Source organism: Salisaeta longa DSM 21114 (genome assembly GCF_000419585.1).
In the GTDB taxonomy this organism is placed as follows: Bacteria; Bacteroidota; Rhodothermia; order Rhodothermales; family Salinibacteraceae; genus Salisaeta; species Salisaeta longa.
Genome location: NZ_ATTH01000001.1, coordinates 2,055,111 through 2,067,516 on the forward strand (window position 1 = coordinate 2,055,111; position 12,406 = coordinate 2,067,516).

A 12,406-nucleotide genomic window follows, 5' to 3' on the forward strand; every position below is an offset into this window, starting at 1 on the left:
ATGCGTACCGCCGACGCCCGAACGCGCGCGGCCCTTGGGGTGCTTGCGCTAAGCGGCGCACTGCTGCTCAACTACCCGTTGCTTTCACTCGTTAACCGCCCGCTGTACGTAGGCGGTGTGCCACTGCTGTACGTTGCCCTCTTTGTCATCTGGGCGGCACTCATTGGCGGCACCGCCTACCTGCTGCGCAAGCCCCCGCCGTCGCGCGACGACACGCCGCCCGCTCGTTCTCATCGGCCGCCGCCCTCGCCGTGACGCCTGCTCTTGTCATCGGTCTGGCTGTGGGCTACGTGGGGCTGCTGTTTGCAGTGGCCTACGGCGCCGACCGCCGCGCGCGCTCCGGGCGCAGCGTGGTCAGTCATCCCGCGGTGTATACGCTTTCGATGGCCGTGTACTGCACCGGGTGGACTTTCTTCGGCAGCGTGGGCCGCGCGGCCTCCGGCGGGGTCGAGTTTCTCACCATCTACCTCGGCCCCACCCTCCTCGCGGTGGGCGGCTGGGTGATCTGGCGCAAAATGATTCGCATCAGCACCCACCAACGCCTCACCTCGATCGCCGACTTTCTGGGCGCGCGCTACGGCAAGAGCGCCCGCCTCGCCAGCCTGGCTACCGTGGTGGCGGTGGTGGGCGTGGTGCCCTACATCGCCCTTCAGCTGAAAGCGGTAGCGGCCGGCTATGCGGCCCTCACCCAATTTCCCCACACGCCCCCGGCAGCCCCCAACGAGCCCTTTTACTTCGACACGGCGTTTTACTGCGCGCTGGCGCTTGCGGCTTTCACCATCTTGTTTGGCACCCGCCACCTGGATGTCACCGAGCGCCACGAGGGCTTGGTGGCTGCTATCGCCTTCGAGTCGGTTGTAAAGCTGGTGGCGTTTGTGGCCGTCGGCGTGTTCGTGACGTTTGGGCTGTACGACGGCTTCGGGGCCCTCTTTGAAGCGGGCGCCGCGGTGCCCTCCATCCGGGCCCTCTACACCATGGGTGCCGAAACGACCTACGGCGACTGGTTTTGGCTTACCGGTCTGGCGTTGCTTGCGGTGTTGCTGCTGCCGCGCCAGTTTCAGGTGACCGTGGTCGAAAACACCGACGCCGACCACGTGCGCACCGCTGCCTGGGGCTTTCCGCTGTACCTGCTGGTCATTAACCTGTTTGTGCTGCCTATTGCGGTGGCGGGCCAGTTGGCGTTCGGGCCGGGTGCCAATGCCGATATGTTCGTGCTTACGCTTCCGCTGGCCGAAGGCCAAACGGCCCTGGCCTTGCTGGCTTTTATTGGCGGCCTCTCGGCGGCTACGGGCATGGTCATCGTGGAGGCTACGGCCCTTAGCACCATGATCTGCAACGACTTGGTGCTGCCGCTGCTGCTGCGCGTGCCGGCGTTTCAGATGGCGCGGCGGCGGCGCCTCACCGGCGTCATTCTGGGCATCCGGCGCGTGGCCATCCTGGCGGTGTTGCTGCTGGGCTACCTGTACGTCCGCTCGGTGGTGGGCACGTACGCGCTCGTGTCGATTGGCCTCATCTCGTTTGCTGCGGTGGCGCAGCTGGCGCCCGCGATGCTGGGCGGATTGTTTTGGACCGGCGGCACGCGCTACGGGGCCTTGGCGGGCCTCGCGGTGGGCTTTGGGCTGTGGGGTTACACCCTGCCGCTGCCCACACTGGCTGAGGCGGGCTGGCTCCCCCTCTCGTTTATTACGGACGGCCCCTGGGGCGTTGCGCTCCTCAAGCCGTACGCGCTGCTCGGCCTCGATACGATGGGTCACGTGCCGCACGCGCTGTTCTGGAGCCTCGGCCTCAACGCGCTGCTGTACGTGAGCGTGTCGATTGCCACGCGGCCCTCGGTGATGGAGCGCACCCAAGCCGAACGCTTCGTGCATGTGTTCGACTATGCCTCCGATGCGGGGCGCGCGGCGTGGCGGGGCACCGCTGCCGTCGCCGAGCTGCGGCGGCTGCTCCGGCGCTACCTGGGCTGGCGCGAGGCCGACCGCGTGCTGCACGAGTATGCCGACCGGCACGGCCTGGCGCTTCGTGACCTCGACGAAGCCGACGAGGCCCTCGTCCACTTTGCCGAGCGCGTGCTGGCTGGCGTGCTGGGGGCCTCCTCGGCCCGCGTGGTCATTGCCTCGGTGGTGCGCGAACAGCCCCTCCGCATGGAGGAGGTGATCGACCTGCTCGACGAAGCCCAGCAGATGGTGGCGTACAACCGCGAGCTGCAGCAAAAGCGCCACGCCCTGGAGCAGGCCACGCGGAAGTTGCAAGAAGCCAACGCCGAGCTGCGCGCCATCGACCGCCTCAAGGATGACTTTGTGGCCACCGTCACGCATGAGCTGCGCACCCCGCTCACGGCCATCCGCGCCATCAGCGAAATTATGCACACGGCCGAGACGCTTGCCCCTGCGCAGCGGCAGCAGTTTGCCCACACCATCCTCCGCGAAACAGAACGCCTGACGCGGCTCGTAAACCAGGTGCTCGACCTGCAACGCCTGGATGCCGACGCGCCCCTGCCGGCTACGGTTGTGGACCTGAACGAAATAACCGCCGACGCGCTCGACGCGATGCGCGAAACGTTTGCACGGCGCAACATTGCGTGTGAGGTGACGCGCCCCGTGCAGCCTACGCCCGTCACCGGCGATGCCGACCAGCTGACGCAGGTGGTGCTCAACCTCCTCTCGAACGCTGCCAAGTTTGCCGACGACACCGCACCGCACGTGGCCCTCCACCTTCGCGCGACGGGCGAGCACATCCAACTCGCCGTTACCGATAATGGCCCCGGCTTGCACCCCGACGACCAGGACGCGATCTTCCAGAAATTCCGTCAGGTGGAGCGTCGCGCCGGCACCCACGCGGGCAGCGGGCTGGGGCTGGCTATCACCCGCCAGATTGTGCACCGCCACACCGGCGACGTATGGGTGGAAAGCACGCCCGGCCACGGCGCTACGTTTGTGGTACGCCTCCCCCAAGCCGCGTCGCACCGCGCCCCGTCTTCTGCCTCCCCAAGCCCTGCTTGACCCATGGCGTACGTTCTCATCGTTGACGACGAGCCCAGCATTGTTTTGCCGCTGGAATACCTGATGCAACAGCACGGCCACGAGACGCACGTGCTTGCCGACGGCGCAGCGGTGCTTCCGGCCCTTGAGGAACGCCTGCCCGACCTGGTGCTGCTGGACGTGATGCTGCCCAACCAGGACGGCTACGCGTTGTGCGAGGCCATCCGAGCGCGCGCGGCCTGGGACGACCTAAAGATTGTCATGCTCACCGTCAAAAGCCGCGCTGCCGACCGCGAAAAGGGACGGGCCCTGGGCGCAGACGCCTACATCACCAAACCATTCAGCGTGGAAACCGTCGTAGCCACCGTACAGGAACAGCTCCGCGCTGCCTAGCCGACGTATGCCCGTGTCTGCCACAAACGATGCCCTTATCGATGCGCTGCTTTCGGCCGTGCCGAGGCCCGCGCTGTTGTGCACGCCGGCCGGCGACGTCGTAGCGTGCAATGCCGGGGCCAAGCGCCTCTTGGCGGGAACGAATGCCGCCGGGCCGCCGGGTGCCAACGTGCTCGATGACTGGCCGAGCGACGCCCTGCGCCAGGCGCTGCACGCTGCGCCCGATGCTCCTCCAACGGTTGTTGCGCTGTCCGACGCATCGGCCGATGATCTTGGGGCGCTTGTTGTGCAGCCCGCGCCGCCTTATGTGCTGCTGAGCGCCGCCCCGGAGGCCGCGCCGCCCCGCACCTCGCGCGTGCTGCGCGACCTTATCGAAGCCATGCGCGAGCCGCTGGCTAGCGTGCGCGCTGCCGTGGAGACGATGACCCACTTCCCGTCGATTGACACGGCCGCCGCCACCCAATTTCTGCAGATTATCGAGGAGCAAACGGTGCGGCTCAGCGACCAACTGGAGGCCGCGGTGTCGGCCTACGCCGCGCACTATCGCGCCAGCACGTACCTCCAGCCCATGAACCTGCAGGCCCTGGCCGACCTCGTCGCGTCGGCCGGAGCTCCCGCGCCCCACGCCATCCATCGGGCCGACGATGCACGCGTTGTGGTTGCGGTGCACCCTTCGACCTTTCCGCCGCTCGTCTCGTTTCTTGTGCGCCGCGTGCGGCACGCAACGCAATGCCCGAAGGTAACCTTGCACATCGTTCCGCGCGAGGCGACTGTCGCGCTTGACCTTCGCTGGACGGGGCCCGCCATCACCACGGCCCGCCTGCAGCGCTGGCACGGCAGCCCGCTTCCCACCGGCGATACGCTCGTAGAGCTGACGGTGCAGGACGTGCTGGACGACCACGAAGCGCAGCTGTGGCCCACCGCAAACGCTTCTACCGCGGCCGTGCGCCTGCTGCTGCCCACCGAGCGCGTCGCCCCCTCGCACACGTAGCCACGCGTATTGCTCTCCCTATCTTGGCGTACGGGTTGCATCTTAAACATTCAGTTATCTTTTTCATTAAGCAGCCATCACCTTTTCTGCTCAACAGGGTCCTCCATACGATGCGTCTCATACTGCTTTTAGCTCTCCTCGTCGCTAGCATGGGCTGCCAACGCGGAAACGTAGCAGACGTGCAAGCGCGCGCCGACTCGCTCCAGGCGGCCAACGCGCAGTTGCAAGCAACCGTGCAGCAACTGCGAAGTCAGGTCAGCCGGCTGCAGGCGGAGCCAGCGGCGGCCTCGCCCAGCAGCATCCAGCTCGAACCGGCCATCTACTTTCCGTCGGGCAGCGCCTGGCTGACGGACCGCGGGCGTGACGCGCTCGACCAGATTGCGCAACAGATCAAGTCGCAGTACCCGAATCGCGACTTCCGCATCAAAGGCTATACCGACAGCATGCCAATCGGCGAAGCGCTGAAAGACACCTACCCCAGCAACTGGTATCTCTCGGCGCAGCGCGCGGCGGCAGTGGCGCACTACCTCGACAAAGCGCACAACATCCAGACCCCTACGCTGGAAATTGGCGCCTACGGTCCGCAGCAACCGGTAGCCAGCAACGAGACGCCGACCGGGCGCCAGCAAAACCGCCGTGTGGTGATTGTGATCGACGAGCCAGCCCCCGACCCGGGCGCGTAGCGGTGCGAATGCGTCCGAAACGAGCACTGCGCTGAAGGTCGTAAGGCCCGCCCTGACGCCGCACAGCGCGCCTGCGGTATTCTCTGCCGATCTTTTCACGCCGCCCGCGGCACGCGCGGGGCGATACGTCGTAGAGCACTCCTAGCGCTTTTGCTCTATGCTCGCTCCGTTCCGTTTGCTGTACGGCCCATGACGCAGACCCTCGACGCCGCCCCTACGCAAGATCCGGTGATTGCCAACGCCTCCCCCGAGGCCCGCGCCAAAGCCCGCGACCATATCGTGGTGCGGGGCGCCCGGCAACACAACCTCAAAGACATCTCGCTCGACATCCCGCGCAACCGCCTCGTGGTGTTTACCGGCCCCTCGGGCTCGGGCAAGTCCAGCCTCTGCTTCGACACCATCTACGCCGAGGGCCAGCGCCGCTACGTGGAGAGCCTCAGCGCGTACGCCCGCCAGTTCCTGGAGCGGATGGACAAGCCCGACGCGGATCTTATCACCGGCCTCGCCCCCGCCATCGCCATCGAGCAAAAAGCCGCGGGGAAAAATCCGCGCTCGACGGTGGCCACCCAGACCGAGATTTACGACCACCTGCGGCTTCTCTTTGCCCGCATTGGCACCACCATCTCGCCGATCAGTGGGGAGCCCGTTACCAAAGATACGCCCCGCAGCCTGGCGCTAGCGTTGGAGGAGCGCCTGGAGGACGGGACGCGCTTTTACCTGTGCTTCCCCGTCCCCGAACACCGCGACATTGCCCTGCGCGACGAGCTCAAGAGCCTGCGCGAACAGGGCTTTTACCGCATCGTGCTGCGTCCCACCGAAAAGCAAGCCGCCGATGGCGCGCAGCCCGAGGTGTTTGACCTCAACGAAACGCCGCCTTCTACGGTGAACAACTATGGGCGCGACCGGCTGCTCGTACTGGTTGACCGTCTGAAGGTGAAGGCGGGCGACGAAGACACCCGCTCGCGCATCGCAGCGTCGGCCGAGCAAGCCTTTACCGAGGGGCCCGGCGTGTGCATGATTCAGCCGGTGCGCCGCGACGGCCCCACGCCCGCGCCGCTTCGCTTCAGCAAGTTTTTTGAACGCGACGGCCGCCGCTTCGAGGAGCCCACGCCGCTCATGTTCAGCTTTAACAGCCCGGTGGGCGCGTGCCCCACGTGCCAGGGCTTTGGGCGCGTGCCGGGCATCGACCCCGACCTGGTCGTTCCCAACAAGGAGCTGTCCATCCGCGAAGGCGCGCTCGCGCCCTTCCGCACCGACAAATGGCAGAAGCACTTCAAGAAGCTCATCGCGGTGGCCTCGGAGGAAGGTCTCAACATCGACTGCCCCTACCGCGAGCTGGACGACTGGGAGCGCACCCTCATCTGGGACGGCAAGGGCGACTACATTGGCCTGCACGGCTTCTTCGAGTTTCTGAATAAGCGCTCCTACAAAACCCATTACCGCATCTTCCGGGCCCGCTTTCGCGGCTACTCCACCTGTCCCGATTGCCAGGGCTACCGCGTGAACGAGGACGCGCGCTGCGTGAAGATCAACGGCAAGCACATCGGCGAGGTGTGCGCCATGACCACCGTAGCGGCGCGCGACTTCTTCGAAGGGCTCCGCTTGTCTGCTCACGAAGAGGAAGTGGCCGGCCGGGTGATGGAGGAGCTCCGCAAACGCAGCCGGTACCTGGTGGACGTGGGCCTCACGTACCTCACCCTCGACCGCCTGGCCCAAACGCTCTCGGGCGGCGAAACGCAGCGCATCAACCTGTCGACGTCGCTGGGCTCCTCGCTTGTCGGATCGCTGTACGTGCTCGACGAACCCACGATTGGCCTGCATCCGCGCGACAACGACCGCCTGCTCGACATCCTGCGGCGCCTGCGCGACCTTGGCAACTCGGTGCTTGTGGTTGAGCACGACCCGGCCACCATGCGGGCCGCGGATCAGCTCATTGACATGGGCCCGCGCTCGGGCGCCTTCGGCGGTGAGGTCACGTTTCAGGGGACGTACGAGGACATCCTGGAGGCCGAGGACTCGCTTACCGGGCGGTACCTGAGCGGGCGCGAGGCCATCGGCACGCCCGCAGAGCGCCGCGCGGTGAATGACGAGCGCTGCATCATCGTGGAAAACGCCCGCCAGCACAACCTGAAGCACCTCGACGTGCGCTTTCCGCTCGACATGATTACGTGCGTCACCGGCGTCAGCGGATCGGGCAAATCGACCCTCACCAACCAAACCCTGTACGAGGGGCTCGACCGGCTGAAGGGCGGCAGCGGCGACAACAAAGTGGGCGCCCACGATGCCATTCGCGGCCACCATCGCATCGACGCGGTGGAATTGGTCGATCAGCAACCCATTGGCCGGACGCCGCGCTCCAACCCGGCCACCTACACCGGTGCCTTCGACGGCATCCGCAAGCTCTTTTCCGAGACGCGCCAGTCGCAGATTCACGGCTACGCGCCCGGGTTCTTTAGCTTCAACGTGGCCGGGGGGCGCTGTGAGGCCTGTAAGGGAGAGGGCGTCGTGAAGGTGGAGATGCAGTTCCTGGCCGACCTGTACCTGGAGTGCGAAGCCTGCAACGGCCAGCGCTACAAGCAGGAAGTGCTAAGCGTGACGTATAACGGCAAAAACATCGCCGATGTGCTAGAGATGACCGTCGACGAGGCCGCAGCGTTCTTTGCGGGCGAGCGGTCGGTCACCAACAAGCTGGAGGTGCTGCAAGACATTGGCTTGGGCTACCTGACGCTCGGGCAGCCGTCCACTACGCTCTCGGGCGGCGAAGCGCAGCGCATCAAACTGGCCAGCCACCTCAGCGGCCGCCACACCGACCGCCGCCTGTACATTTTCGACGAACCCACCACCGGCCTCCACTTCAACGACATCAAGAAGCTGCTGCACGCCTTCGATCAGCTCGTAGCGCACGGCCACTCGGTCGTCATTGTGGAGCACAACCTGGACGTGATTGCCTACGCCGACTACGTCATTGACCTGGGGCCCGAGGGTGGCGATGCGGGGGGCGAGGTTGTCGTGGCCGGAACGCCGGAAACGGTCGCGGCGCATCCCACCAGCCACACGGGACGCCATCTGCGCGAGATCCTTTAAGTTAGAGACCGTTCTCTTTAGATTTTCCAACGTATCCTGCGTCAATAAAGTGGGTCGAACGCATGAGCTCCCGTATACTTTCGCTTCAACTTCAAGGCTACCGGCCCTTTAGAGATCTTAGCGCTCAACTGGATAATCTGGAAGTTATCGCAGGAGCTAACGGATCTGGCAAGTCGAGTTTATTTGAGTTTCTGCGATTCCTTCGAAACTCGATTTACAGCGATATTCCACCGGAGATTGTGGAAGGCTCAATCGGCCAGCGCATCTTTCATGTCGCAGGGCCCGACCGATTTCGATGGACGGTGGAGATAGATACAGGGCATCCCGTTCCGCTTCACTATGAAGGAGAACTACTGGGGCCGGTAGGCAAAACACATGTAGCAAGTGAATCAGTGAAGACCGCCGAACCACTAGGGCAAACCCATGACGAGCCGTATATTTTCATGGACATTCGGGAGCGCGAAGGGGTCGTCAACGAAGCGGGCGATTTAAACAAGCAAGATATTTCGCTCAAGCGACCCAATCAGCTCGCTTTGAGCGCTATGACGAATCCGGCACTCGATACGCTTTACAAACTTCGAGAATACATTCGCGGATGGCGGTTCTACAACGCCTTCAATATCAACAACCAGGCGATCCGGCGTTCGGTGCCCATTGAGCAAGAACCGGTCTTGCATGAGGACGCAGGCAATTTGAGTTCGGTCCTGCATTATCTGATGACCGAACACCGCACAGCATTCGACGAACTGCAGCATCACTTGCGCATGGCGGTGCCCGGCTTTAAAGGGCTCAACGTGAAGGCACGCGGCGGGCCTGGAGAGGTGATCGCCTTTTGGCAGGAAGGGAGCGTCGATGAAGAGCTTAGCCTAGCTGATCTCTCGGACGGAATTCTCCGACTTATCTGCTGGATCACTCTGTCGGTTCACCCCAGCCCTCCAACGCTCATTTGCATTGACGAACCGGGGCAAGGCGTACACCCACGCACCCTTCCGATCCTGGCCGGTCTCTTTCAGAAAGTGGCAGAACGCACGCAGGTCCTCTTGGCCACGCACAATTCGTACTTTTTAAAGCAGTTCGATATTGATCAGATCGCTGTTATGCGAAAGGAGGATGGGGGGGCACAATTCCTGAAACCGAAGAATTCGAAGGTGCTCATGTACAACCTCGAAGAGTTCGGCACGGAAGAGCTGGAAGCCATGCATCGGAGCGATGAATTGGAGCGTTTGGCATGAACGTTATCGTGTATGTGGAGGGCCCGTCGGATGCTAATGCCATGGAAGCGTTGCTAGCCCCTCTCATAAAAGAAAAATTGCGGCGGGGGATACATATCAAATTCTTTGGGGCCCCAACAGGACATAAGAAGAAATCGGTTCTTCTCAAGGTGCCCGTCCGGGCGGTAAACATCCTGCGCAACAGGCCGAAAGCACGTGTGGTAGCCTTGCCTGACCTGTATCCCCCAAATGCAGGTTTTCCCCATGAAACTGTAGAGGAGCTTCGTGAAGGAATGCAGGAAACGTTTCGTGCCCACGTGCAGGAAAAAGGCCTTCAGGACGCCCGTCTGGGGCAGCGCTTCGAGGCGTTCTGTTTCAAGCACGATCTGGAGGCTCTTGTCCTTGCTGCTGAGAATTCACTCGGTGCACGACTTGGCACCGACTCGCTCCCTGTCTCTTGGCAGACACCTGTCGAAGACCAAAATCATGATAAACCGCCCAAGCGCATTGTGGAAGAGCTTTTCGAAGCGCACGGCACTCGCTACCGCGGCGCCATTGATGCGCCACTTATTCTGTCGAGGGCCCGGTACGAGGACATCGTTGAGCAATGTCCACAGGGCTTTGGGCCATTCGTGGAGTTTCTCGAACGTCTGTGAGGCGCCAGATTGGGTGCGTGGTGGTCGCGGGGGCTGCAGACCATAGGTCACGTTGTAACCCCAGGCGCTACGTCTGCTTCTGCAGGATCTCCTGAACCGGCAAGGCCTCAAGGGTTGGCAGCGCCTCCACCGCAAGCGTATCGCCGCGCGTTGCACGCGTGATCGTGGTGTAGCGCCCCGCCTCGGGCCCGCGGGCCACTTCCACCGTCTCGGCTGCTAGGTCGACGAGCCAGTACTCGGGGATGCCGGCGGCCGCGTAGCGCGGCCGCTTCTCCGTGCGGTCAAAGTCCGCACTTGTGTCGGCCACTTCAATGAGCAGCAGCACGTCGTCGGGGATGGGCGTGCGGTCTTGCGGCGCATCGGGGCGCAGCAGCACCAGATCGGGCTCCGGCTCGCTGTGTGGGGTCAGGCGCACGGGGTTCTGCACGCTAATTCGCGCTAGCGGTGCACCCGAGTGATAAAGGCGCCGGGCGAACAGTTCGTTGAGGCGGTTGACGCAGTGCAGATGCTTCGATCCGATCGGAGACATGGCGACGATGCGGCCGTCTAGCAGTTCGACGCGGCTATCTTCTGTTAGGATGCCAGCTGCAGCGAGGGCATGGTATTCCTCTACCGTAAATGGGCGCTCTCGCTGCATCAAACGCTGCGACGGCGGACGCGGCCCTGTAGCGACGTTAGCCATATGTCCTGCCCACACTTGAACCGAGGGTGTACGCGAACTTACACGCTTGAGGTACGCCCCTTCGACCGCAAGCGGTTCCGAGCGCCGCGGAAAGAGCCGCCCCTCCATCACGGGCGCGCGCTCACGTCGGTTTTTCAAACACAGCTTAATTTTTACACCGCAGCACGCGACAGGACCACGCGAGACTAAATATTTTGGGCGATTTATCGATTGGCGCTACAAAATACGGTGTAAGCGCTTTTATGCCCTAACAACTTGCACTACAAGTCCCTATCACATAGAATATATTTCGTAACGTGATCAATTAGACGTTTTTCTTTCGCCTGTTCGTCTCATACGCCAAAATAATGCTGGTATGATGCGTTTCGTCCTTTGCTGTGCGGTACTGCTGTTCGTGCCACTAGCGGCGCACGGCGCGCCCCAAGAAGCGCCGGAGGCCGCTGCTGTGCAGTTGCACCTGAACTACGTGTGGACCATTCTGGCGGCGTGCATGGTCTTCTTGATGCAGGCCGGCTTTGCCTTGTTGGAAACGGGCTTCACACGGGCCAAGAACGCCGTCAACATCATCATGAAGAACGTGATGGATGCTGGCGCCGGCGTCATCGCCTTCTTTCTGGTGGGCTTCGGGCTGATGTTCGGTTCGTCGTGGGGCGGCCTCGTAGGAACGACGGGGTTTGCGCTTCAGGGGCTTGCCGACGCAGCGTCTACGTCCTGGACCTACGCTTTCTTTTTCTTTCAGGCGGTGTTTGCGGCCACGGCGGCCACGATCGTTTCGGGGGCGGTGGCCGAGCGCATCAAGTTTAGCGGCTACCTCGTGTTTTCGATTGCCATCACGGCCGTCATCTATCCGGTTGTTGGATCGTGGGCGTGGGGCGGACTCCTGGCGGGTGGCGGCTGGCTGGAGGGCCTGGGCTTTATCGACTTCGCCGGATCCACGGTCGTGCACTCGGTGGGCGGATGGGCCGCGCTGGCGGGTGCATTGGTCCTGGGCCCACGCGCTGGTGCGTACGACGCCGCCGGTCGGCCGCGCGACATCCCGGGCCATAGCTTGCCCCTGGCCGCGCTGGGCGTGTTCATCTTGTGGTTTGGCTGGTTCGGCTTCAACGCCGGCTCCACCACGGCGGGCACCACGAGCATTGCCCTCATTGCGCTGAACACATTCCTCGCGGCGGGCGCGGGCGCGGTCGGGGCCATGGCCTACACCTGGATCGTGCATGGCACGCCCGATGCCCCCATGACGCTGAACGGCGTACTGGCGGGCCTCGTGGGAATTACCGCGGGCTGCGCAGCCCTTGCGCCCGCGTTTGCGCTGCTCAGCGGCGCCGTTGCGGGCGTCCTGGTGGTTATCGCAACGCAGGCCCTCCGCCGCATTATCGACGACCCGGTGGGCGCGGTGGCCGTACACGGCGTCTGCGGCGTGTGGGGCACGCTCGCCGCCGGCCTCTTTGCAAGCAGCGGGTTCTCCCTCGCGCAGGTGGGTGTGCAGGCGCTGGGCGCGCTCGCTGCTTTTCTGTGGACGTTCCCGCTCAGCTATGGGCTGTTTTGGACGCTGGACCGCACGCTGGGCCTGCGCATCAACGGCTCGCTCGAAGATGTGGGCCTCGATTTGCACGAACACGACGTCCGCGCCTATCCGGAGTTCATCGCGGCCCGCGGCGAGACGGGCGACGGTACGTCGGTTCCTGCAACGGTGCAGTCCTGAGGCGGGCGCCGCGCGTAAGGAGGCCC

At 63.7% G+C, this 12,406-nt stretch carries 10 protein-coding genes; 9 read left to right on the forward strand and 1 reads right to left on the reverse strand.

Features of this window, described 5'->3' with window-relative positions:
• The 8 genes from SALLO_RS16180 (at position 1) to SALLO_RS0108555 (ending at position 9,996) form a co-directional block, all read left to right on the forward strand.
• Positions 1 to 255, forward strand: a complete 255-nt coding sequence (locus SALLO_RS16180; RefSeq protein ID WP_022835885.1) for a hypothetical protein — start codon at positions 1 to 3, stop codon at positions 253 to 255.
• Positions 252 to 2,999 carry a sensor histidine kinase gene (locus SALLO_RS0108525; protein ID WP_022835886.1) on the forward strand — a complete coding sequence of 916 codons (2,748 nt, stop codon included), beginning with the start codon at positions 252 to 254 and terminating at the stop codon, positions 2,997 to 2,999. Before SALLO_RS16180 ends, SALLO_RS0108525 begins: the two co-directional genes overlap by 4 nt.
• A 3-nt stretch (positions 3,000 to 3,002) precedes the next feature.
• Complete coding sequence (locus SALLO_RS0108530) at positions 3,003 to 3,371, forward strand: response regulator transcription factor (protein WP_022835887.1); 369 nt, start codon at positions 3,003 to 3,005, stop codon at positions 3,369 to 3,371.
• A gap of 13 nt (positions 3,372 to 3,384) precedes the next feature.
• Positions 3,385 to 4,362 carry a sensor histidine kinase family protein gene (locus tag SALLO_RS0108535; RefSeq protein ID WP_169577907.1) on the forward strand — a complete coding sequence of 326 codons (978 nt, stop codon included), beginning with the start codon at positions 3,385 to 3,387 and terminating at the stop codon, positions 4,360 to 4,362.
• A gap of 149 nt (positions 4,363 to 4,511) precedes the next feature.
• On the forward strand, positions 4,512 to 5,045 hold the full coding sequence (locus tag SALLO_RS16185) for an OmpA family protein (protein ID WP_157621347.1): 534 nt from the start codon (positions 4,512 to 4,514) through the stop codon (positions 5,043 to 5,045).
• Positions 5,046 to 5,234: 189 nt separating this feature from the next.
• Positions 5,235 to 8,129: an excinuclease ABC subunit UvrA gene (gene uvrA / locus SALLO_RS0108545; RefSeq protein ID WP_022835890.1), complete on the forward strand. Its 2,895-nt coding sequence runs from the start codon at positions 5,235 to 5,237 to the stop codon at positions 8,127 to 8,129.
• Positions 8,130 to 8,191: 62 nt separating this feature from the next.
• A complete protein-coding gene (locus SALLO_RS0108550) occupies positions 8,192 to 9,361 on the forward strand; it encodes an AAA family ATPase (protein ID WP_084696222.1) in 1,170 nt (389 codons plus the stop codon).
• Positions 9,358 to 9,996, forward strand: a complete 639-nt coding sequence (locus SALLO_RS0108555) for a DUF4276 family protein (RefSeq protein WP_022835892.1) — start codon at positions 9,358 to 9,360, stop codon at positions 9,994 to 9,996. The genes SALLO_RS0108550 and SALLO_RS0108555 overlap by 4 nt, the downstream gene beginning before the upstream one ends.
• A 67-nt stretch (positions 9,997 to 10,063) precedes the next feature.
• Here the strand turns inward: SALLO_RS0108555 and SALLO_RS0108560 are convergent, their stop codons facing one another.
• Entirely contained in the window at positions 10,064 to 10,678 is a 615-nt protein-coding gene (locus tag SALLO_RS0108560; protein WP_169577908.1) for a Uma2 family endonuclease, read from the reverse strand.
• Positions 10,679 to 11,036: 358 nt separating this feature from the next.
• Between SALLO_RS0108560 and SALLO_RS16190 the strand changes: the two genes are divergently transcribed.
• The gene (locus tag SALLO_RS16190) at positions 11,037 to 12,380 is read left to right on the forward strand and encodes an ammonium transporter (protein ID WP_051141429.1); all 1,344 of its coding nucleotides are present in this window, start codon (positions 11,037 to 11,039) and stop codon (positions 12,378 to 12,380) included.
• The last annotated feature ends 26 nt before the right edge of the window (positions 12,381 to 12,406 follow it).